Annotated in this window: 19 protein-coding genes; 5 read left to right on the top strand and 14 right to left on the bottom strand. The window is 72.4% G+C overall.

Annotation, left to right across the window (positions count from 1 at the left end):
• Positions 1-15 precede the first annotated feature (15 nt).
• Entirely contained in the window at positions 16-1,146 is a 1,131-nt protein-coding gene (locus ACSMXR_RS29085) for a GDSL-type esterase/lipase family protein (RefSeq protein WP_473170232.1), read from the bottom strand.
• Positions 1,147-1,331: 185 nt separating this feature from the next.
• On the opposite strand from ACSMXR_RS29085, the gene ACSMXR_RS29080 reads away from it, so the two are divergent.
• The gene (locus tag ACSMXR_RS29080; RefSeq protein ID WP_137230304.1) at positions 1,332-1,826 is read left to right on the top strand and encodes a MarR family winged helix-turn-helix transcriptional regulator; all 495 of its coding nucleotides are present in this window, start codon (positions 1,332-1,334) and stop codon (positions 1,824-1,826) included.
• 30 nt (positions 1,827-1,856) lie between these two features.
• Here ACSMXR_RS29080 and ACSMXR_RS29075 read toward each other — a convergent pair whose 3' ends face one another.
• Positions 1,857-2,837, bottom strand: a complete 981-nt coding sequence (locus ACSMXR_RS29075) for a hypothetical protein (protein WP_137230302.1) — start codon at positions 2,835-2,837, stop codon at positions 1,857-1,859.
• 158 nt (positions 2,838-2,995) lie between these two features.
• Between ACSMXR_RS29075 and ACSMXR_RS29070 the strand changes: the two genes are divergently transcribed.
• A complete protein-coding gene (locus ACSMXR_RS29070; RefSeq protein WP_103509315.1) occupies positions 2,996-3,220 on the top strand; it encodes a hypothetical protein in 225 nt (74 codons plus the stop codon).
• Positions 3,221-3,263: 43 nt separating this feature from the next.
• On the opposite strand, the gene ACSMXR_RS29065 is transcribed toward ACSMXR_RS29070, so the two are convergent.
• A complete protein-coding gene (locus tag ACSMXR_RS29065; RefSeq protein ID WP_473170231.1) occupies positions 3,264-4,124 on the bottom strand; it encodes a helix-turn-helix transcriptional regulator in 861 nt (286 codons plus the stop codon).
• Positions 4,125-4,238: 114 nt separating this feature from the next.
• On the opposite strand from ACSMXR_RS29065, the gene ACSMXR_RS29060 reads away from it, so the two are divergent.
• The gene (locus ACSMXR_RS29060; RefSeq protein ID WP_473170230.1) at positions 4,239-4,673 is read left to right on the top strand and encodes a hypothetical protein; all 435 of its coding nucleotides are present in this window, start codon (positions 4,239-4,241) and stop codon (positions 4,671-4,673) included.
• A gap of 52 nt (positions 4,674-4,725) precedes the next feature.
• On the opposite strand, the gene ACSMXR_RS29055 is transcribed toward ACSMXR_RS29060, so the two are convergent.
• Positions 4,726-6,069 carry an aminotransferase-like domain-containing protein gene (locus ACSMXR_RS29055; RefSeq protein ID WP_473170229.1) on the bottom strand — a complete coding sequence of 448 codons (1,344 nt, stop codon included), beginning with the start codon at positions 6,067-6,069 and terminating at the stop codon, positions 4,726-4,728.
• Positions 6,070-6,245: 176 nt separating this feature from the next.
• Between ACSMXR_RS29055 and ACSMXR_RS29050 the strand changes: the two genes are divergently transcribed.
• Positions 6,246-6,893, top strand: coding sequence for a LysE family translocator (locus ACSMXR_RS29050; protein ID WP_137230267.1), 648 nt, complete (start codon positions 6,246-6,248; stop codon positions 6,891-6,893).
• A gap of 31 nt (positions 6,894-6,924) precedes the next feature.
• Here the strand turns inward: ACSMXR_RS29050 and ACSMXR_RS29045 are convergent, their stop codons facing one another.
• The 7 genes from ACSMXR_RS29045 to ACSMXR_RS29015 form a co-directional block, all read right to left on the bottom strand.
• Positions 6,925-7,983: a vWA domain-containing protein gene (locus ACSMXR_RS29045; RefSeq protein WP_137230265.1), complete on the bottom strand. Its 1,059-nt coding sequence runs from the start codon at positions 7,981-7,983 to the stop codon at positions 6,925-6,927.
• Positions 7,984-8,127: 144 nt separating this feature from the next.
• Complete coding sequence (locus tag ACSMXR_RS29040; RefSeq protein ID WP_473172458.1) at positions 8,128-10,389, bottom strand: M9 family metallopeptidase; 2,262 nt, start codon at positions 10,387-10,389, stop codon at positions 8,128-8,130.
• Positions 10,390-10,712: 323 nt separating this feature from the next.
• Positions 10,713-11,750 (bottom strand): ABC transporter ATP-binding protein, encoded by a 1,038-nt coding sequence (locus ACSMXR_RS29035; protein ID WP_473170228.1) that lies wholly within the window; start codon positions 11,748-11,750, stop codon positions 10,713-10,715.
• A complete protein-coding gene (locus ACSMXR_RS29030) occupies positions 11,747-12,820 on the bottom strand; it encodes an ABC transporter ATP-binding protein (RefSeq protein ID WP_473170227.1) in 1,074 nt (357 codons plus the stop codon). Before ACSMXR_RS29030 ends, ACSMXR_RS29035 begins: the two co-directional genes overlap by 4 nt.
• Position 12,821: 1 nt before the next feature.
• Complete coding sequence (locus ACSMXR_RS29025; protein ID WP_473170226.1) at positions 12,822-13,808, bottom strand: ABC transporter permease; 987 nt, start codon at positions 13,806-13,808, stop codon at positions 12,822-12,824.
• On the bottom strand, positions 13,805-14,812 hold the full coding sequence (locus ACSMXR_RS29020) for an ABC transporter permease (protein WP_381793824.1): 1,008 nt from the start codon (positions 14,810-14,812) through the stop codon (positions 13,805-13,807). The genes ACSMXR_RS29025 and ACSMXR_RS29020 overlap by 4 nt, the downstream gene beginning before the upstream one ends.
• 68 nt (positions 14,813-14,880) lie before the next feature.
• Complete coding sequence (locus tag ACSMXR_RS29015) at positions 14,881-16,626, bottom strand: ABC transporter substrate-binding protein (RefSeq protein WP_473170225.1); 1,746 nt, start codon at positions 16,624-16,626, stop codon at positions 14,881-14,883.
• A 338-nt stretch (positions 16,627-16,964) separates the two neighbouring features.
• Between ACSMXR_RS29015 and ACSMXR_RS29010 the strand changes: the two genes are divergently transcribed.
• A complete protein-coding gene (locus ACSMXR_RS29010; protein WP_473170224.1) occupies positions 16,965-17,675 on the top strand; it encodes a GntR family transcriptional regulator in 711 nt (236 codons plus the stop codon).
• Between the two features lie 179 nt (positions 17,676-17,854).
• Here the strand turns inward: ACSMXR_RS29010 and ACSMXR_RS29005 are convergent, their stop codons facing one another.
• The 3 genes from ACSMXR_RS29005 to ACSMXR_RS28995 are packed head-to-tail and all read right to left on the bottom strand — an operon-like array spanning position 17,855 to position 20,948.
• A complete protein-coding gene (locus ACSMXR_RS29005) occupies positions 17,855-18,817 on the bottom strand; it encodes an ornithine cyclodeaminase family protein (RefSeq protein ID WP_473170223.1) in 963 nt (320 codons plus the stop codon).
• A complete protein-coding gene (locus tag ACSMXR_RS29000; RefSeq protein WP_473170222.1) occupies positions 18,814-19,950 on the bottom strand; it encodes a proline racemase family protein in 1,137 nt (378 codons plus the stop codon). Before ACSMXR_RS29000 ends, ACSMXR_RS29005 begins: the two co-directional genes overlap by 4 nt.
• On the bottom strand, positions 19,947-20,948 hold the full coding sequence (locus ACSMXR_RS28995; RefSeq protein ID WP_473170221.1) for a proline racemase family protein: 1,002 nt from the start codon (positions 20,946-20,948) through the stop codon (positions 19,947-19,949). The genes ACSMXR_RS29000 and ACSMXR_RS28995 overlap by 4 nt, the downstream gene beginning before the upstream one ends.

The following is a 20,948-nucleotide window of genomic DNA, read 5'->3' as shown; positions in this document are numbered from 1 at the left end:
CCGAGCCCGGCCTGTTCAGGCGCGCTCGGCCGCGGGGGTGTTCCCGCCGGTCCCGGGGGCGTTCCCGCCGGTCCCGGGGGTGGGCTCCGGGGCCGGCGGGATGTTCGCGAGTTCCGCGCCGATCCGGTCCGCGAGCACGTACTCCCCCGCGGCCGTGGGGTGGAGGCCGTCCGCGTACAGCCTTCCGGCGTCCGTCACGGGCGCGATGGCCGACCCGTCCAGCAGGTGGAGAGCGCGGTCGCCCAGCCGTTGCAGCACCCGCACCGCCTCGGCGGTCAGGGACCGGGTGTCCTCCAGCGTCAGCCCGGCGCTGTTGACGGCCCGTTCGCGCTCGGGCGAGGAGAGCGGGGTGAGCACCACGACCGGGGTGTGCGGGTGGCCGTCGCGGATGGTGTCCAGGAACCCGCAGGCGGCCGGGCCCCAGCTCCGGGCGGTGAACGCGCCCCGGATATAGGCGTTGATGCCGAGTTCCAGGGTGATCAGGTCCGCCGGGGCGTCCCGGATCGTCCGGGCCACCAGCGGATCGAGGTACGCCTCCCCCGCGAACCCGAGGTTGCGCAGCCGCCAGCCGCGCCCGGCCGCGACCAGGGCGGGCCAGCTCTCCGAGGGCCCGGCGGCGTACATGCAGTGGGTGAGTGAGCTTCCGTGGACCAGCAGGCGGCGGCCGGTGCGCTCCGCCGCGAGCAGCTGCCGGTGGCCGCGCAGGGTCACCGCCGCGATCCGGGTGATGCTCAGATGCGGGAGCCAGACCTCCACTTCGGCGGGGCCGCCGCCCGCGCCGGGCAGCGGGAAGGCGATGCGGTGGCGTCCGGGGCCGCCGGTCCAGCGGTGGGCCAGGACGCCGTCGACCCGGACGTCCAGCGGCGAGCCGCCGGGGTCGTTCTCCACCTCCAGCTCCAGCTCGGAGGCGTCCGTGCGGACCGCGAAGCGGACTCCGGCGGTGGTACGGGCCAGCCGGGAGAAGTTGGCGGACATCGCGGTGGCGAGCCGGTCCACCGGCATCCGCAGCGGCAGCCCGGCGCGACCGCCGCCGCCCCGTTCCCAGCCGGCGATCCCGTCGAAGGACAACCGCGGGTCACCGGGGGCGAGCCGTTCCGCGGCGGCGCTCTCCGGACCGGCCGCCGCAGGTGAGGGGGAATCCGACATCGTTTACCGCGCTTCCCGTTTCATCTGCCAACAAACAATCTTGCGGGAAAGCATAGTCGCGACTCGTGGAGGTGCGTAGTGGGCGTGGGAGCGGCGCTAGGCTGAGGAAGAGCGAAAACGTTCTGGGACCGGACAATCTCGCGTCACCGGATGGCCCGCCGTCCTGGACCGCAGGAGGAGCAGTCATGACCGCCGCGCAGCCTTCCCGCCCCACTTCGCCGAGCCGGGACCCGGAGGGCGGCGAACGCGAGCGGTACTTCTCCCGGCTGGCGCAGGAGCGCCCCGACATCGCGCTGTGCCGGGCGACGACCCTGGTGGCCCGCACGATCGACGAGGAGTTGTCCGGGCACCGTCTGACGGTGGCCCAGCATCTGGTGCTGAAGATGCTGAACGACGTGGGCCCCTGTTCCCAGCAGGAGTTGAGCGAGCAGCTGCGCATCGACCGCAGCGTGATGGTCGGCTGCATCGACGGGCTGGAGGACTCCGGCCTCGTACGGCGTGAGCGTCACCCCCGGGACCGCCGGGCCTATGCGGTGACCCTCACCCCGGAGGCGGGGCCGGCGCTGGCGGAGGCGGAGGGCGGGGTGCCGCGGCTGCTGGACCGGGCCTTTGGCTCGCTGACGGCCGCCGAGCGGCGGACCCTGACCCGGCTGGTGGGCAAGATCCTCGAGGTGGGCTGACGCCCCGACCGGAGGGGCGCGGCTGTCCGCTCAGTGTCCGTGACCGGCGGATTCGCCGTGCTCCGGTGCGGACTTCTCGGGCGCCGCTCCCCCGGCGTGCACGGTGAAGGCGGCCGTACGGACCTTCCCCTCGTGCCGGAAGTCGAGGAAGAGGCGGTAGGCCCCCTTGCTCGGAGCCGTCGCGGTGAAGGAGACCTCCGGCCCGGGCTCCGTCCGGCCGTCGCCCGGTTCACCGTTCGGGTGGACGTGGAGATAGGCCAGGTCTCCGGCGCGCAGGGCGACGAGGTGGCCGTACGCGCCGAGGTAGGGCTGAAGGTCGGTGACCGGCCTGCCGTCCTTCTCGACCTCCAGCTTCAGCTCGCTGCCCGACCCGGGGCGCAGCGCCCCGTCGAGCGTCACCTCGTACCCGTCGACGGTCACGGTCCGCTGTTCGCGCGGCAGCGGCTCGGGGCGCGCGTCGCCCGATACGGCGAGGTCCGCGCCCAGGGTGACGCCCTCGGCGTTCTTCACGTCCGGGGTGAAGTCGGCGAAGACCCGATAGCCGCCGGCCTCGGGCAGCTCGACGGGGGCGGACCAGGTGCCGTCGGCGGCCCGCACGGGGTGCAGGTGCCGGTAGGTGGTGAGGTCGCTCGACGCCACGATCAGGTGCAGTTCCTTGCCGTGCTCGCGGCTGAACGCGGTCACGTTGCGGGAGGTGTCCTCGTCGACGACCGCGAAGCGCAGCTCGGCCGGCTTGCCCGCCTCGACGCGCTCGGTGCTGAGGTCGAGGGTGAATCCTCCGTCGGAGACCTGGAGACCGCCGGGCAGCTCCGAGCTCTCCCGCGCACTCCTCTCCGCGCTCTCCTCAGCGCTCTCCTTGGCCGCCGGGTGGTCCTTCGCACCGTGGCCGTCCTTCTGGGCGGTCTCCTTCGGGGCGACGGCGGGATCCAGGGCGTCGCCCACCGCGTACGCCGACCCGAAGGCCGCCGCGAGCCCCACGGCGAAGGCCGAGATCTTGAGACCGGTGTGCATGACCCACTCCCTCGTCAAGGCCGCCGGGTCGCGACCACTCACTTCGAAGGATACCCCCCAGGGGTATGAAGTCAACCGACGCCGATCTTGCGGGGAGGGGATCGGAGCCAGGAGAATCGCCACCATCGGGCAGGCCGGAGCGGGGGAAGCGGGATTCCATGGGGACGTTGGTCGCGTTACTGGCAGTGCTGGGCGGAGTGGCCGCATGCTGTGCGGTGGTTCTGGTGCGGCGCGGCCGCCGCGGTCCCACCGAGAACGCGGACGGGTTGCTGATCGAGCAGGAGGCCCGGCTGCGGGCGCAGCAGTTGCGGAGCAACGGGCGGGACTACCGGGCCCATCCGCACGGAAATCCGGGGTCCACCTCAGGACCGGGCCGCCGCTGACCTTCGCCGCCCCAGGACCGCTACCGGCCCGGGGCGCGCGTCGTCACCGGCCCTCGCCGCTCACCTCACTCAACTCGCCCGGCTCGCCCGGCTCGCCCGGCTCGCTCATCGCCGCCAGGGTGCGGAGCAGGGTGTCCGTCTGCTCGTCCATCGGGAAGAACGACTCCACCGCGAGTTCCGAGAGGGTCACGTCGGCGGGGGCTCCGAAGGTGGCGATCGTGCTGAAGAACGCCATGTCGCCGAGCGGCGTACGGATGCGCAGCGGGACGACGATGCCCGTCGGGTCCACCGGGCCGGGGTCGGTGTCGAGGTCCGGCGGGGCCGGGTAGGCGGACACCTCCTCGTACAGCTCCCGCAGGTCGCCGTGGCCGGTGGTGTCGGCCTGGTGCCGCAGCCGGCCGAGGGCGTGGGCGCGGACCTGGGCGAAGTTCAGACACTGCGGGGCGAGCCCCTCCGGGTGGAGGATCAGCCGCATCACATTGCCGCCCGACTCCGTCAGGTGCGGCGGCACGGTGGCGAGCAGGAGGGACATCGCGTCGTTGTGGTCGACGATGTTCCAGATCCGGTCGATCGCGGCGGCCGGATACGGTTCGTGGCCGGCCAGCATCGCCCTGACCGCGGAGCGGACCATCACCATCCGCTCGCTGTCGAGCGGCGACTCCCGGTAGGCGGGGGCGTAACCGGCCGCCAGCAGCAGGCCGTTGCGGTCGCGCAGCGGGACTTCGAGGTGCTCGGCCAGCCGGAGGACCATCTCCCGGCTCGGCCGGGCGCGGCCCGTCTCCACACAGGAGAGGTGCCGGGTCGAGGAATCCGCCATCAGAGCCAGTTCGAGCTGGCTGAGCTTGCGACGCCGCCGCCACTCGCGGAGCAACAGGCCTACGCGGGGCGGCTCTTCGGTCTCCATGACCTCACCGTATCCGGGGTCCGCGGCCACCCGTCCATGACCTCGGAGGTCATGGAGCCCGGGACCTGCGGCGTGGCACGGTGTCATCGCCCCACCCGCTCGAGGAGGTCCGAGATGACGTACACCCTTTCCCCGTCCGCGGCGACGGCACCCGCACGGGATGCCGCCCGGTTTCTCCGTCTGGTGCTGCGCGTCGACGGCGTGAGCACCGCCGTGATGGGCGTCGTGCTGATCGCGGCCGCCGCGCCGCTCGGCTCCGCGACCGGGATGCCGGTGGCCTTCGCCGTGGCGTTCGGCATCTTCCAGATCGGCGGGGCGGCCTGCCTCGCCCTGATCGCGGGCTATCCGGTGATCCCGCCCGCCCTGGCCAGGACCGTCGTCGCGGTGAACGGCGTATGCGCGGTCGGGTGTGTGGTGATCGCCTTCGCCGACTTCGTGCCGCTGAACGGATTCGGGACGGTGTTCCTGCTGATCGGCGCGCTGATCGTGACGGTCTACACCGCACTCCAGTACACGGGACTGCGACGGATGACCGCCGCGACGGTCTGACCCGGCGGCCACCGCCGGGGGCTCCGGCGACGGCCACCGGCCGCGCCGGGGCTCAGTCCCCCGCCAGCTCGTCCGGCGTGGACCGGGCCAGGTCGGCGAGGGTCGCGAGGGCCCGGGAGAGGACCTCCCGGGTGGGCGAGGCCAGGCCGAGGCGGATCGCGTGCGGGCCCCGGTGGCGGCCGGCGGAGAACGCGGCGGCCGGGGTCACCGCGATGCCGTGCCGCGCGGCGGCGGCGACGAAGGTGTCGGCGCGCCAGGGGGCGGGCAGCTCCCACCAGCGGTAGCAGGAGACCGGGTCGCTGCGGGTACGGATGTCGCCGAGGTGGCGGTGGGCGATCTCCTGCCGCGCCCGGACTTCGCGCTGTTTGGCCCGTACGAGCGTGTCGACGGTGCCGTCCGCCTGCCAGCGCACCATCGCCTCCAGGGGGAAGCGCATCGGCGTCCACCCTCCGGAGCGCAGCGCCCCCGCGACCCGGCCCGCCGACGCGGCGGGGGCCACGGTGAAGCCGAGGGACAGACCCGGCGACAGGCGTTTGGAGAGGCTGTCGACGAGGACGGTGTGCTCGGGGGCCCGTGCGGCGAGGGGCGGCAGGTCGTCCCGGAGGAAGGCCCAGACGGCGTCCTCGATCGCATGGATCCCCGAGGTCAGCAGCACATCGGCCAGCCGGTCGAGCCGCCGTCCGGGCATGGTGATCGACAGCGGGTTGTGCAGGACCGGCTGGACGTAGACGGCATGCAGCGGATCCGCGCGGTGTGCTTCCTCCACCGCTTCCGGGATCAGCCCGTCCTCGTCCATCGCGAGGGGCACGAGGGTGACGCCGAGCCGGGCGGCGATGGCCTTCAGCACCGGATAGGTGAACTCCTCGACGCCCAGCCGGGCGCCGGGCCGGGTCAGTGCGGCGACGGCGGCGGAGATGGCCTGGCGGCCGTTCCCGGCGAACAGGATCCGGTCCGGATCGGGCCGCCCGCCGCCCCGTGCGAGGACCTCGGCGGCGGCATCGCGGGCGGCGGCCGTGCCGTCCGGCCCGACCGGGCGGAGCACCGACTCCAGATGGTCGGAGCGCACCAGCTTCTCCAGGCCGGCGGCGAGCAGCCCGGCCTGTTCGGGCACGACGGGGTGGTTGAGCTCCAGGTCGACCCGGCTGTCGGCGGGCTCGGACAGGGCGGGCGCGGGGGCGGGCGCACCGGGCGCGTCCGTGACGAAGGTGCCGCGCCCGACCTGGCCGACGGTGAGACCGCGGCGGGCGAGCTCCTGGTAGACGCGGACGGCGGTGGAGTTGGCGATGGCGTACCGCCGGGCGAACTCCCGCTGCGGAGGCAGGCGTTCCCCGGCCTTGAGCCGGCCGGCCGCGATCTCCGCCGCCACGAGGTCGGCGACGGACCGGAAGTCCTTCACGGGCTCCCCTCCCCTGGTGCGTGGAACGGCATCGAAGCACAGCATTGCACCGAGTGCAATGTCCCCTATTGAACCGACCAGAAAGGCGAACCTAGACTCAGATTGCACCGAGCAGTGCGGTCGGCGCACAGAGCGCCGGGCTGTCCGGCTCCGGGTGAACAGAGCGGCGGGCACGCATGGTTGAGCTGAGCGGGGTGCTGGGGGTCGCGCTCGTAGCACTGGGCATGGTGCTCACTCCGGGCCCGAACATGATCTATCTCGTCTCCCGGAGCATCACCCAGGGACGCCGTGCGGGAGTGGTGTCCCTCGGCGGGGTGGCCGTGGGCTTCCTGGTCTATCTGCTGGCCACGAACCTCGGTCTGTCGGTGGTCTTCCTCGCGGTGCCCGAGCTGTACGTGGCCGTGAAGCTGGCAGGCGCCGGCTATCTGGCCTACTTGGCCTGGTCCGCCCTGCGGCCCGGCGGTATCTCCGTCTTCGCGCCCAAGGACCTGCCGCACGACTCCTCGCGCAAGCTGTTCACGATGGGCCTGATGACGAATCTGCTCAACCCCAAGATCGCCATCATGTATCTCTCCCTCATCCCGCAGTTCATCAGCCTGGAGGCGGGAAACGTCCTTCTCCAGGGCTTCCTGCTGGGCTCCGTCCAGATCGCGGTGGCTCTCACCGTCAACCTGTGCATCGTCCTGGCGGCCGGAGCCATCGCCGTCTTTCTCGCCCGCCGCCCCTCCTGGCTGCGCGCCCAGCGCTATCTGATGGGCACCGCCCTGGGTCTGCTGGCCGTCTCGGTGGCCATGGACTCCTCGGCTCCGGCGACCTCGGGCTGAACGGCCGTCCGGGGTCGGAGCATGACCAGGGTCAGAGCATGATGAGCAGGCGCGTATCGGCCTTGAGCTTCCTGTTCACCGAGCGGCTCTGCACATAGACCTCCAGCTTGGGGTTGTTGCCTGCCTTCACCGAGACGGTCCCGCGGACACCGGCGCCGAACAGGAGGTTGCGCGCGGCCTCGCCCGTGTAGGCGCGGTCGGTGTCCTTCTCGACGACGATGACCTCCTTGTCGGGCTGCACCTGGACCCGCGCACCCAACTGGTAGTAGCAGGACCCGCGTTCGTAACTGACGCCAGGGTGCGAGTCGACGAAGGCGCGGATCTCCATCTCCTTGTCGACCTTCAGCAGGCGGTACTTGTCGGCGGCGACCGGTTCGAGAGTGGCCCGCACATCGTCGACGGATATGTCCTGGCCGACGGCGAACAGATTCTTCGTGCCGCGCACGCCCTGCTCGCGGCCCCTCAGGAAGCTGGTGGCGGCGGCGCGCACGGTGCCGATCGCGTCCTCGACGCCCTTCTGGGAGTCCGCGTCCCAGATGGCGATGTTGCCGGCCGGGAAGCCGTAGTTCTGGGCGGTGCGCTTCGCCAGGGAGTTGGGGACGAGGATCGCGGAGGTCCAGTGCCCCGGGAGTCCGTTCATCTTCGCGGTGATCCGGTCGAGCCAGGGGCCGAGGATCCTCATGTCGCCGTCGTGCCGCCGGTCGCCGCCGGAGGCGTTCTCCTCGCCGTCCGTCACGACGATCTGGAGGAAGCTGTGCTCGCCGTACTCCTCCCAGATGTGCCCCAGGTCGTCCAGGGACTTCAGCGAGGCCTCGATCAGGGCGGTGGCGCCGTTGTTGACCTTGTACAGCCCGCGCATGGACGGAAGATGCTTCACGTCCATGTCCCAGACCAGGTTCTCCACCCGGTGGTCGAAGGAGTAGAGGCTGATCCGGGTCTCGTGGCCGAGGCTGTCCGACTCGGCCTTCAGACCCGCCACGAACTCGTCCACGACGCGGATCAGCTGCCCCTGGTGCTGGTACATCGAACCGGAGGCGTCCACGACCAGAGCGACGTGATTCACCTTGTGCTGGATCCTGTTGGCGGACATGGCTGTGGCCCCTTCTCCGGTGTTCCCCGACTCCCCCGGCGCGTTCCCCGAGCGATGTCTTCGACTGTAGGGGGAGGCACTGACAGTGGGCCGGGGCCGGACGCGCGTGGCGCCCGGCCCCGGCCGGAGGGTGCGGCGGGCGGATCAGTGGGCGGTGGTCAGGGTGGCCCCGCCGAAGGTGCTCGCGGCGTGCAGGCTGATGTAGTTGACGCCCGCGGGCGGGTGGGTGACGGTCAGGGTGTGGGCGTTGCCGGGGCCGGTGTCGCGGCTGGTGTGCGCGGAGGTGGTGGCCCAGCCGGTACCGCTGTAGTAGAGGTCGGCGTCGCCGGTGCCGCCGCTGACGGTGATCTTCAGCTGTGCGGTGCTGGCCGGTATGTACAGGTAGTGGTAGGCGTAGTTCCCGGTGGTGGCGGAGAGGTCGCTGCGGCGGCAGTTCTCGCCCAGCACGCGGGTGTCGGGGTCGGTGCACTCGGAGACGGGGGTGGTGGAGCCGTCGCCGCAGTCACCGGCCGCGCAGCCCGCCAGCCAGGTGCGGAAGTCGCTGTCGTAGCGGGTGCCGACGGTGCTGGTGAGGTAGGTCCGGGCGGCGGCCCACTCTCCGGTGCGGTAGTGGCCGAGCACCGTGTCCATGTCGGCGGGGTGCTGCTCCAGCATGTAGCGCACGGCGAGGTAGCCCCAGCGGTACACCCGGGTGGTGTCGTGGCTGTAGTCGGTGCCGAACAGGGTGCTCAGGGCGTAGGTGCCCTTGCCCGCCTCGGTCATCGCCGCGGTGTAGGGCTCGCCCCGGTAGTGGTAGGAGATGTACTCCGCGAAGCCCTCCACCCACCAGACGGTCGGGGTGCTCATGCCCTCGGCGAAGTCGCCGTACATGGTGAACCGGCCGTCGAGGTAGTGGGTGTACTCGTGGTTGAGGTTCCAGATGTGGAAGTCCGGCCGCAGCCACTCGGCCTCGTAGGCGATGAAGCGGGGCTGGTTGCCGACGACGGAGGGGTCGCCCTCCAGGTACATGCCGCCGTTGTTGGTGTCGATGCCGTACATCGCGCCGGCGTACGTCTGGTAGTCGGCGCTGGAGTCGTAGGCGATCACCTCGATGGAGGTGTTGTTGTCGTCGGCGACCGGGCCGTCGTCCTTGGCGATCCGGTGGAAGTAGGCGTCCTGCTCGATGAGGCTGGTGCAGCTGGAGTCCAGCTCGGCGGACGTCATCTGCTGGGCGAGGATGCGGATGCTCGGGCTACAGGTGTGCCGGACCGGCAGGACCTCGCGCTTGAGGCGTTCCTGGAGGTCGCAGACTCCGTAGTCGGAGCAGTTCGCCTTGTCGTAGTAGTCGGCCATCTCCGCTATGCCCACCCAGAGCGGGGCGGTGGGGCCGGTGATGGAGGTCTGCCGGAGCAGCGCGGTGGCCGGCGGGCGGACCTTGTCGCGCAGGCTCTCGTGCTGGAGGAAGCAGGCCAGTTCCCGTCCGGCGTTGGAGGTCAGATACGCCTGGTCGCCGCCCAGCAGGTCGATGTGGTCGGCGGCGAAGCGGTACAGGGAGTCGATGAGGCCGGGGTCCGCCTCGACGGCGCTGACGAACGCGGGCACCTGGTGGCCCCGGAAGGTCACCGTGTACACGTTGTTGGCCGCGGCGAGCATCCGCGAGTAGGCGTTCCAGGAGGAGTCGTAGTCGGCCAGCATCCGCTTGACGACGTGGAGGTAGCGGGCGTTCTCCTGGGCGCTGTCGATCAGGATGACCGCCTCGGAGAGCGTCTCGCCGTTCTCGTCGGTGACATCGTGCGAGCGGGGGCTCGCGAAGAAGGTGTCGAGACCCGAGCGGATGGCGGTCGTCAGGGCGCTGCCGTACGGTCCGACGACGTCCGGGTTGTACCACTGCACGTAGTACCCGGCGCGGAGGTAGAGGACGAGCTGCGGGGTGCCGGTGCTCGCGTCGCCCGGGTAATAGGCGGCGTTGTCGCGCAGCGCGTAGGCCACGGTGACCATCTGGGCCTCGCGGAAGGCCAGTTGGGCGTTGCTCCCGGTCAGGCCGAACAGGGTGTTGACGCAGTCGATGGTGGAGCCCTTGATCTGCCGGACCAGTTCGCTTCCGGTGCGGCCGGTGAAGTCGGCCGGGTCGCACGCGGCGGCCGCCTTCGCCGAGGGCTTCGTGCCCGCGTCCTGCTTCCGCGGGGCGTCGCGGTGGCCGTAGGCCTCCTTGAGAGCGGACTTGTCGGCGCTCAGCGGGGGGAGCTGGGACGCCTTCAGCCGGTCCTTGAGCTGGTGACCGGTGTCGGAGGTGGGGGACTGCTGCGCCAGCGGCGCGGGGTCGGCCGACCCGGCGGGGCGGGACGGTTGCGACGCGTTCGATGCCGTGGCGGCCGAAGGGGGGTTCGGCCGCGCCTGGGCCGGCTGCGCGAGCAGCGCGACGCTCATCGCCCCGGCCAGAGCCAGGGGCAGAACGGCACCCACACCTCGGCGGACGAGTGTGGTTCTCACGTTGTTCCTCCCATGAGGGATCGGAGGCACGCACCTGCGTGACCGATGGGATGTCCGGGGCGTGGGCCGGGGGGTGTTGTCGCGCCGTGCTGTCGGCCGGACGGGATGGGATCGATGTCCGGAGTTGACATGCCCACGCCCTGTGCCATGTACCATTGCACAGGTCACACTTCACGGGGAAGGCGTAGGACCGAATCCGATGCGGCTTCCCGGTGAACGCGGCCCGGCGGGCCGGGTCACCCCGGCCCGCCGGGTGCCGCTCAGCCCGTTTCGGGGAAGTGGCAGGCGGCCGTGCGCGCGCCGGAGCCGAAGATCCGGAGCAGCGGCCGCTCAGTGCGGCAGAGCGCCTGCGCCTTCGGGCAGCGCGGATGGAAGCCGCAGCCGCTGGGCGGCGCGGCGGGACTCGGCGGGTCGCCGAGCAGCAGGATCCGCTCCCGTCGCCGCTCCGCCGCCGGGTCGGGCAGCGGGACCGCCGAGAGCAGCGCGCGGGTATAGGGGTGTGCCGGACTGTCGTACAGCTCGTGCTTGTCACCGATCTCGACGATGCGGCCCAGGTACATCACCGCCACCCGGTCGCACACCCGCTTCACGACGGACAGATCGTGGGCGATGAAGAGGAACGACAGCCCCAGCTCCCCGCCCAGACGTTCCATCAGATTGACGACCTGGGCCTGGACGGACACATCGAGCGCGGAGACCGGCTCGTCGGCGACGATCAGACGGGGGCCGGTCGCCAGGGCCCGGGCGATGCCGATGCGCTGGGCCTGACCGCCGGAGAACTGGTACGGGTGCCGGTCCAGATGCTCGGCGCCCAGGCCCACCAGATCGAGCAGTTCGGCGGCCCGGTCCCGGGCCGCCGAGGCCGTGGCGCCCTGCACCAGCAGGGGTTCGGCGATGATGCGGGCGACGGTCTGTCGCGGGTTCAGGGAGGCGTGCGGATCCTGGAAGATGATCTGGAGGCGTCGCCGGACGGGCCGCAGCTCGCGCGGGGAGAGATGGGTGATGTCGCGGCCCTCGAACTCGACGGTCCCCGCGGTGGGTTCCAGCAGCCGGACCAGCATCCGGCCGGTGGTGGACTTGCCGCAGCCCGACTCCCCGACCAGCCCGAGGGTCTCCCCCGCCGCGAGCTCCAGATCGACACCGTCCACCGCGCGGACCGGCGCGGCGGCGCGCCCCAGGACGCGGCGGCCGGGGAACGCCTTCACCAGACCGCGTACGGACAGCAGGGGCGCCTCCGCCCCGTCACCATCGCCCGAACGGGCCTGCGATTGCGCGGAGTTGCTGTACGTGGGTTTCATCGGGCCTCCTCGGCCGGTACGGGCACCCCGTCGGCCGGACCGGGGTACGGGGCGGGCGGGGTGGGCAGCAGGGGCAGATGGCAGGCGACCAGCCGACCGCCGCCGGGTACGTCCCGAGGGTGGGGGCTCTCCTCGGCGCAGCGGGCCCGCTCCGGGGCGGTGGCGGCGGCCGCCCGGGGGCAGCGCGGCGCGAAGGGGCAGCCGGCCCGTGGCTCGGCCGGGGACGGCGGGGAGCCGGGGATGGCGCGCAGCGGGGCGTCGTCCGGGTCGTCCAGGCGGGGCAGCGAGTCCAGCAGGCCCCGGGTGTAGGGGTGCGCGGGGCGGTGGAACAGGTCGTCCACCGGGGCCTGTTCGGCGCCGCGCCCGCCGTACATCACGAGCACCTCGTGGGCGACGCGGGCCACCACGCCCAGGTCGTGGGTGATCATCAGCACGCCCAGCCCGCGTTCCTGCTGGAGCCGGGCGATGAGTTCGAGGATCTGCGCCTGGACGGTGACGTCGAGCGCGGTGGTCGGTTCGTCAGCGACGAGCAGTTCGGGTTCGCAGGACAGGGCCATGGCGATCATGGCGCGCTGGCGCATGCCGCCGGAGAACTGGTGCGCGTACTCCCCCGCCCGGCGGGCCGGTTCGGGGATGCCGACCTCGCCGAGCATGTCCACGGCGCGTCTGCGGGCGACGCGCCGGCCGCTGCCGAAGTGGTGGCGGTGGGCCTCCGCGATCTGTTCGCCGACCGTGTACGCGGGGTGCAGTGCGGACAGCGGGTCCTGGAAGACCATGGCCATCCGGCGTCCGCGCAGCCGGCCGAACCGGCGGTCGGTCAGGCCGAGGAGCTCCTGTCCGGCGAGGGTGATCGATCCGCTCACCCGGGCCCGGCGGTGCAGGCCCATCACAGCGAGGGAGGTGACCGACTTGCCGGAGCCGGACTCGCCGACCAGACCCAGGGTGCGGCCGGCCGCCACGGTGAAGGAGACCCCGTCGACCGCCTGGACGGTGCCGGCGGGGGTGTCGAAGGCGACCCGCAGGTCCTGGACGCGCAGCAGGGGCGGGTCCGGTTCGGTGGTGGGCGGCACGTCAGTTCCTCACCCTCGGGTCGACGACGGCGTACAGGAGGTCGATGACGACGTTGGCCGCCACGATGAAGAAGGCCGCGAGCAGGGTCACACCGAGCACGACGGGCTGGTCGGAGCGTTGCAGGGCGTCGTAGAAGAGCCGGCCGACGCCGGGGATGCCGAAGATGGACTCGGTGATGACCGCTCCGGCGAGCAGGGCGCCGAGGTCCATGCCGAAGAGCGTGAGCACCGGCATCATCGCGGAGCGCAGTCCGTGCTTGACCACGACGGTCCGGGCGGGCAGGCCCTTGGCGCGGGCGGTCCGGATGTAGGGCTGCGCCATCGTCTCGATCATCGAACTGCGGCTCTGGCGGGCGTACATCGCGGCGTAGAGCAGGGCCAGCGCGATCCACGGCAGCAGCAGATTGGCCGCCCAGGCGAGAGGGTCGTCGGTGAGCGGGACGTAGGCGGGGTAGGGCAGCAGCCCGGTCAGCCGGACCAGGCCGTAGAGCAGCATCATCGCGGTGAAGTAGACGGGCAGCGACGCGGTGGCCACCGCGCCGACCATCAGGGTGCGGTCGAGGAGGCCGCCCTTGCGCAGGGCGGCGGTCACCCCGGCGGTCAGCCCGAGCACCAGCCACAGGCAGGCCGCGCCGAAGGCCAGCGACACGGAGACGGGCAGCCGGTCCATCAGCAGGTCCCACACCGGCAGGGCGTTCTCGTAGGAGTAGCCGAGGCAGGGGAAGCCGCACGACAACGCGTGCGGGCCGCTGCCCAGTTCGCGGCCGGCGAAGATCCCGACGAGGTAGTCGCCGAACTGGCGCCACACGGGCTGGTCGAGCCCCATGAAATGGCGTACCTCCGCGAGGCGTTCGGGGCTGCACGTCTTGCCGCAGGCGGCCGCCGCCGGGTCGGCGGGCAGCAGGTAGAAGATGACGAAGGTGACGGCGCAGATGGCGAGCAGGACGCCGGTCACGCCGAGGATCCTGCGGACCAGGTAGGCGATCACGGGCGGTCCCCCTGGGGGTCGAGGATGTCGCGCAGCGCGTCGCCGAGGACGGTGAAGGCGAGGACGGCGACGAAGAGGAAGACGCTGGGGACGATGAAGTACATGGGGTCCGTCTCGTAGTACGCGACGGCCTCGGCGATCATCTGGCCCCAGGAGGGGGTGGGCGGGCGCACGCCCACGCCGAGGAAGCTGAGCGCGGCCTCGGTGCTGATCATTCCGGGGATCAGCAGGGTGGTGTACGCGATGACGGGCCCGGAGATGTTGGGCAGCACCTGCCGGGTGAGGATGCGCCAGGGCCCGCTGCCGCAGGCGCGCGCGGCCTCGACGTACTCGCGGTGGCGCAGCGAGAGGGCCTCGGCGCGCACCACGCGGGCGATGCCGGGCCAGCCGAAGACGCCGATGACGACGGTCATCAGCAGGACCCGGTTGACGTCCTGGGCCACCGACATCATCGCGATCATGAAGATAAGCGAGGGGAAGGACATGGTGAGGTCCATCAGCCGGCTCAGTACGGTGTCGACGCGGCCGCCGAAGTAGCCGGCCGCGATACCGGCGGCGGTGCCGGTGACGACGACGATCGCGGTGGCGGCGAAGGCGATCAGCAGGGAGACCTGGGCGCCGTGGACGACGCGGGCGAACAGGTCGCGGCCGGTGACCGGTTCGACGCCGAGCCAGTGTTCGGCGCTGACGCCGCCGAGGGTTCCGTGGGGCAGGCCGCCGAGGTAGGGGTCGATGGCGGCGGCGTCGAAGGCGGTGGGCGACCAGCCGCCCAGCCGGCTGAGCAGGGGCGCGGTGAGGGCGACCAGGACGAGCAGGGCGGCGGCGATCAGGGCGGTCCGGCTGCCCCGGTCGCCCCACAGGCGGCGCCAGGTGGTCCGCCAGGGGGCGGCGGGCAGGGCCGGGGAGCCGGGTCCGCCGGAAGTCGGGGCGGCAGCCGGTCCGGCGGGCGGCCCGGCGCCCGGTCCCGCGGGCGGTCCGGCGGTCTGCTGGGTGACGGGAGTCATGGCGATGCGTCCTCGTTCCTTCGGTCCTCGGTCCTCGGTCCTTCAGCCCCTCGGTCCCTCCGGCCCCTTCAGCCCTTGCTCCGGGACGGGTCCTTCAGCCCGATCACCGCGAAGTCGAACTGGCCGGTCCAGGACGGATGTCCGAAGGCCCCGGCGATGTTGTCGCCCACCAGCAGCGGCTTGCGCTCCCAGAGCAGCGGGACGGCCGGGGACGAGCGCTGGATCTCCTGGTCGAGCGCGGTCCACGCCGTGTCGGCGGCGGCCGCGTCGGGCATCGCGGCGATCTCGTCCATGCGCTTCTCCACGGCCTTGTCGCGGAACTGGGAGACATTGCCCTGGTTGCCCTTGGGCTTGATGGTGCGGCCGTCGAAGACGAACGGCAGGAAGGTGGCGGCGGACGGGTAGTCCGGGCACCAGCCGCTGATGGCCATGTCGGGGGCGCCCGCGGTGTCGCCGATGGTGTCGTAGTAGACCGAGGGGTCGACGGTCTCGATGCGCAGCCGTATGCCGACCCGGGCCAGGCTCTGCTGGAGCGCCTCGGCGCGGGTCTTGTCGCCGGTGGACACGGTGATCGTCGTGTCGAACCCGTCGGCCCTGCCCGCCTCGGCGAGCAGCTTCTCGGCCTTCTTCACATCGCCGGTGGCCGGTCCGTCGTGGACCGGGTCGGCGGGCCGGCCGCCCGTCAGCGACGGGGGCAGATAGCCGGTGGCGACGTCGTTGAGGGCCGGTCCGCCGTTGGCGGTCACCTGGGCCTCCTTGTCGACGGCGTACTGCATCGCCTGACGGAGCTTCGGGTCGTCGAAGGGCGCCCGGGAGGTGTTCAGCGCGAGCATGTCGGTGCAGCCGGTGCGCTCGGCGGAGAGCCGCTGCCGGATCGCGGGCTTCGGCAGCACCTTGGCGACGCTGGAGGGCTGGAGGTCGGACCACTCGACCGCGGAGGCGTCGGCGCCCGCGCTCTCGATGATCCGGTCGTCGATCTGGCCGCCCTTGAGGCCCTGGATCACCACGATGCGGTCGGGGTACGCCTTGCGCACCGGGTCGGTCGCCGCGTCCCAGTGGGGGTTGCGGACCAGCACCAGCTTCTTGCCGCGTGCGTAGCTCTCGATGCGGTACGGACCGGAGGAGAAGGGCCGCAGGTCGTACTGGACGCCCTTCTCCCGGGACGCGGGCACGGGAGAGAAGGTGGGCAGCGTGACCGTGTAGGAGAACTCGGCGACGGGCCTGCGGAGCGAGAAGACGATGGTCCGGTCGTCGGGGGTCCGCACCGAGTCGAGGTGCTTGCCGTCCAGCGGACCGGCGTACCCCTCGGCGCCGGCCAGATAACGCTGGGCGTAGTCGGGGCCGCCCGCGAGGTCCGGGGCGAAGGAGCGCTCGACGTTGTACTTGATGTCGCGGGCGAGGATCGGGGTGCCGTCCTCGTAGCGGAGTCCCTGCTTCAGGGTGAAGGTCCAGGTGCGGCCGCCGTCGGAGGATCTGCCGAGGTCGGTCGCGAGGTCGGGGACGATCTCGCTGCCCTGCTTCCCGGGTGCGGCCCGGAAGGTGGTGAGGGTGCGGTAGATCAGCCGGGTGCCGAAGTCCATGGTCGGCATGACCCAGTTGCGGGCCGGGTCGAGATGGGCGAAGTCCTGGTTGGACAGCACGGTCAGGGTGCCGCCGCGCTCGGGGGTGCCGCCGATGACGGTGCCGGTCGCCACCCCGGGCTGCCGCTCGTCCGGGCCGCGGTCGTCACCTCCCTGTGCGGAGCAGGCTCCCAACAGGGCCAGGGCGAGCGAGGCGCTCAGGGTCGCGGACAGCGTGCGGGTGCGACGGGACATGGGTGCACTCCTCGTACGGGAAGGGGACGCGGCGGAGCGGAACGGGCCTGACCGGGCCGGACCGGAACGTGCCGGAGAAGGGGTGAAGTGAGCCGGGCCGGAGCGCCCGGCGGCGATGCGGGCGGCCGAGCGGCCGCCCGCGTCCATAGCGTGTGACCCGTAACATAGTAATGTGAAATTGCACAGCCAAGATGTGCGTCGCCCCGTTACCGAAACGTGTCCCCTCGGGCCCGGACCGTTCGCCGGTCTCCACGCCCCTCGACCGCCCTCCGGAGGGTGCCGCGTCGCCGCGCAACGTGACATTGTATGGTGCGGTGACAAATCGTGAAGGGGAACGCATGAGTGAGCTGAAGTCCCGCAAACTCATCTCGGTGCAGGAGCATCTGCGCGACCAGGTGGCCAACGCGCTGCGGGCCGCGCTGATAGCGGGTGAGCTTCAGCCCGGCGTGATCTACTCCGCGCCCACCCTCGCCGCCGAGTACGGCGTCTCGGCGACACCCGTCCGCGAGGCCATGCTCGACCTGGCCCGCGAGGGTCTGGTCGAGGCGGTGCGCAACAAGGGCTTCCGGGTCACCGAACTCTCCGAGCGCGACCTGGACGAGTACACCGAGATCCGCGCGCTCATCGAGATCCCCACCATCGGCCGCGTGACCCGCACCGCCTCCCGCGAGCAGCTGGAGGCGCTGCGCCCGGTGGCCGAGGAGATCGTGACGGCCGCGCAGAGCGGCGACCTGATCGCCTATCTGGAGTCCGACCGGCGCTTCCATCTCGAACTGCTCGCCCTCGCCGGGAACACCCGCCTCGTCGAGACCGTGGCCGACCTGCGCAAGCGCTCCCGGCTCTACGGGCTCACCGATCTGTCCGAGGAGGGGTCGCTGGTGAGTTCGGCGCAGGAGCACACCGCGCTCCTGGACATCATGATCGCGGGAGACGCCGAGGCGGCCGAGGAGCACATGCGCGGCCATCTCGCGCATGTACGGACGCTGTGGGCGGCCCGGAAGCGAGAGGCCGAACGCGCTGCACCGACCCGCAAGCTCGGCGCACGCTGACCCGGAAGTCCGGTGGGGGCGGGGCGCGTTGAGGCGGAGGCCTGACGGGGCGGCGCCCGCTGGTACCGAAGTCCGCCCGGCGCGGCGCGCGTTGAGGCGAAGGCCTGACGGGCGGCGCCCGCTGGTGCCGAAGTCCGTCCGGCGCGGGGCGCGTTGAGGCCGGTGCCCGGGCAGGCGCCTCAGCCGGGCTCCCCCACCGTCCCCACCTTCCGCCGGCAGGCCGCGACCGCGACCACCAGGTCCTGCCAGCCCGCCCCGCAGGTCTTCACGACCAGCGGCCGGCCGGCCGGGACGGCGGCGGCCCGTGCGCCGGACAGGTCCGTTAGGGTGAGCAGGCCGTCCGGGGCGAGCGTGCCCTCGCGGATCGCCAGGACGACGTCGCCCGCCTCCCGGAGGGCGATCTCACGGCTCTCCACCACGACGGTGGCGCGCCCCATCAGCACGCTGTCGAGCTCCCGTACGTCCGGTTCGTGCGAGCCGACCGCCAGGACCACCGCGTCGTCGCGCACCAGCCGCCCGTCGACCACCGGCCGGCGCGCGGACGTCGCGGTGACGACGGCCTCCGCCCGCCGCACCAGGGCCGCCACTCCCCCGTCGTCCGCCGCCAGGTGCCGGTCCGCCCAGCCGGGAACGGGTCCTCCGCGCCGGGTGACGACCGCGACATCGGCCACCGGCACATGGGCCCGTACAGTGGCGACATGCCCCTCCCCCTGGGGGCCCGCGCCGAACACCACCAGCCGCAGCCCCCGGCCCTCGTCCCCGTCCCCGCACCCGGCCGCGAGCGCGCGCAGCCGCTCCAGGCCGGCCGCGACCGAGACGGCGGGGGTGCGCAGGGTCGTCAGCGCCACCCCGTCCAGCAGGGCCACCGGCGTCAGGGTCGCGCTGTCGTGCAGCAGATACGTGGCGTTGATCCGCCGCAGCCCGGGCGCGGTGTTGCCCGGTGCGACGGTGGCGACCTTCACGCCGTACCAGCCGCCGTGCTCGGAGGGCATGAGCAGCCCCTGACCGTGCGCCAGCGGCACCACCGCCCGCGGTACGTCACCGTCCGGGTCGAGCCCTGCGGCCAGCGCCTCCCGGACCGCGGCGACGGCGGCCACCGGACCGAGCGCGGACACGTCCGCCGAGTCGAGCGTCACCGTCATCGCAGCACGAACCCGGGTACGAGGGTGTCGTCGGGATCGACGGTGAAGCGGCCGGTTCCGGTGGCGTACGCGGTGCCCGTCACGGCCGGGACGACCGCGGGCCGGCCGTGGACCGTGGCCGTGCGCTCGATCCGGGCGCGGAAGACGGAGCCCACCACCGACTCGTGCCGCAGTTCGTCGCCGGGGCGCAGTTCCCCGGCGTCGGCGAGGAGCGCCACCCGGGCCGCGGTGCCCGAGCCGCACGGCGAGCGGTCGACCTGGCCGTCCGCGAACACCGTGACATTGCGGTGGTGCAACCGCCTGGTGCCGTCGGCGAGTTCGACCGGGGCGGCGGCCTCCTCGGTGAAGACCGTTCCGTAGACGCCGGACAGCCGCTCGTCGTCCGGGTGTTCGGCGGCCCGGACGGCGTTCAGCGCGTCGCGGATCTCGCGGCCGGCCGCGATGAGCACGGTGACGTCCCCCGGCCGGACCCGCGGGCCGGGGCCGAGCCGGTCCACCGGAAGCACGGCGTACATCGCGCCGCCGAAGGCGATGTCCACGGTGAGGCTCCCGTACGAGGTCGCCACCTCGACGCCGCGCGCGTGGACATGGCCGGGGACGTTGACGAAGGTCACGTCCGCGACCCGGCCTCCGGCCGTGCGCACGGCCGCCGTCACCCGGCCGGACGGGACGTCGATGACGACGTCCGTCGTGCCGTCGGGCGGCGCGGCGACCAGTCCGGTGGCGACGGCCCAGGCGCCGAGGGCGATCGTGCCGTGGCCGCAGGCCGTGGAGAAGCCGTCCTTGTGCCAGAAGAGCGCGCCGAGGTGGGCCCCGGCGTCGTCCGGCGGGACGAGGAAGGCCCCGTACATGTCGGCGTGGCCGCGCGGTTCGCCGCACAGCAGGGCCCGGGTCCACTGCGCGCCCGCGTCGGCGATGGCGACCGTACGCCGCTCGGCGACGGTGAGCCCGGGCCCGGTCAGGACTGGCGGGGGCTCGGGCACGATCCGGAAGGGTTCGCCCCCGGTGTGCCAGTCGGCGGTCCGGATCGGTGTGGTGTACGGACGTGCCGTCCCGGTCGGGCCGGAGACAGGGTCGGCGGAGAGGCCGGTGGAAGGGCCGGTGGAACGGGCGGCGGCAGGGTCGGCCGTCATACGGTGAAACCCGTCGGGTAGGGGTCCGTGGGGTCGAGCAGATACTGCGCGGTTCCGGTGATCCAGGCGCGGCCGGTGACCGAGGGCAGGACGGCGGGCCGCCCGCCGACCGTGCTCCCGCCCAGGATGCGGCCGGTGAAGCGGGAGCCGATGAAGGACTCGTTGACGAAGTCCTGCCCGGGCTTCAGCAGCCCCCGCGCGTGCAGTTGGGCCATCCGGGCGCTGGTTCCCGTACCGCAGGGCGAGCGGTCGAACCAGCCGGGGTGGATCGCCATGGCGTGCCGCGAGTGCTCGGCGGTCGATCCGGGGGCCTCCAGATAGACGTGGTGACAGACGTCGATGGCCGGGTTCTCCGGATGGACCACCGGGTTCTGTTCATTGATCGCCTTCATGACGGCCAGGCCCGCGTCGAGCAGCCGCCCCTTCTCCGACCGGTCGAAGGGGATGCCGAGGTCCTCGGTGCGCACGACGGCGTAGAAGTTGCCGCCGTACGCCATGTCGTAACGGACCGGGCCGAAGCCCGCCACCTCGACCACCTGGTCCAGCGCGTGGCTGTAGGAGGCGACGTTCTCCAGGGTGACGGACTCGGCGCGGCCGTCGCGCACGGCGACCCGCGCGGTGACGAGACCGGCGGGGGTGTCGAGGCGGATGAGGGTCTCCGGTTCGACCGCCTCGACCATGCCCGTCTCCACCAGGACCGTCGCCACGCCGATGGTGCCGTGGCCGCACATGGGCAGACAGCCGGAGACCTCGATGAACAGCACGCCGAAGTCGGCGTCCGGCCGGGTCGGGGGCTGGAGGATCGCGCCGGACATGGACGCGTGCCCGCGCGGCTCGCACATCAACAGGGTGCGCAGCCCGTCCCGTTCGGCCATGAACCGATGCCGCCGCTCCGCCATGGTCGCGCCCGGCAGCACGCCCACCCCGCCGGTGATCACCCGGGTCGGCATGCCCTCGGTGTGCGAGTCGACCGCGTGGTAACAGACCTTCGAGCGCAC

Source organism: Streptomyces sp. DSM 106670 (genome assembly GCF_055792845.1).
Note: the sequence above shows the minus strand (reverse complement) of the source record. Positions and strands in the feature narration are given on the sequence as shown.

Coding starts and splice junctions, on each gene's coding strand:
- ACSMXR_RS29085 (WP_473170232.1), bottom strand. CDS start 1,146: ATGTCGGATTCCCCCTCACCTGCGGCGGCCGGTCCGGAGAGCGCCGCC.
- ACSMXR_RS29080 (WP_137230304.1), top strand. CDS start 1,332: ATGACCGCCGCGCAGCCTTCCCGCCCCACTTCGCCGAGCCGGGACCCG.
- ACSMXR_RS29075 (WP_137230302.1), bottom strand. CDS start 2,837: ATGCACACCGGTCTCAAGATCTCGGCCTTCGCCGTGGGGCTCGCGGCG.
- ACSMXR_RS29070 (WP_103509315.1), top strand. CDS start 2,996: ATGGGGACGTTGGTCGCGTTACTGGCAGTGCTGGGCGGAGTGGCCGCA.
- ACSMXR_RS29065 (WP_473170231.1), bottom strand. CDS start 4,124: ATGGAGACCGAAGAGCCGCCCCGCGTAGGCCTGTTGCTCCGCGAGTGG.
- ACSMXR_RS29060 (WP_473170230.1), top strand. CDS start 4,239: ATGACGTACACCCTTTCCCCGTCCGCGGCGACGGCACCCGCACGGGAT.
- ACSMXR_RS29050 (WP_137230267.1), top strand. CDS start 6,246: ATGGTTGAGCTGAGCGGGGTGCTGGGGGTCGCGCTCGTAGCACTGGGC.
- ACSMXR_RS29045 (WP_137230265.1), bottom strand. CDS start 7,983: ATGTCCGCCAACAGGATCCAGCACAAGGTGAATCACGTCGCTCTGGTC.
- ACSMXR_RS29040 (WP_473172458.1), bottom strand. CDS start 10,389: ATGAGCGTCGCGCTGCTCGCGCAGCCGGCCCAGGCGCGGCCGAACCCC.
- ACSMXR_RS29035 (WP_473170228.1), bottom strand. CDS start 11,750: ATGAAACCCACGTACAGCAACTCCGCGCAATCGCAGGCCCGTTCGGGC.
- ACSMXR_RS29020 (WP_381793824.1), bottom strand. CDS start 14,812: ATGACTCCCGTCACCCAGCAGACCGCCGGACCGCCCGCGGGACCGGGC.
- ACSMXR_RS29015 (WP_473170225.1), bottom strand. CDS start 16,626: ATGTCCCGTCGCACCCGCACGCTGTCCGCGACCCTGAGCGCCTCGCTC.
- ACSMXR_RS29010 (WP_473170224.1), top strand. CDS start 16,965: ATGAGTGAGCTGAAGTCCCGCAAACTCATCTCGGTGCAGGAGCATCTG.
- ACSMXR_RS29005 (WP_473170223.1), bottom strand. CDS start 18,817: ATGACGGTGACGCTCGACTCGGCGGACGTGTCCGCGCTCGGTCCGGTG.
- ACSMXR_RS29000 (WP_473170222.1), bottom strand. CDS start 19,950: ATGACGGCCGACCCTGCCGCCGCCCGTTCCACCGGCCCTTCCACCGGC.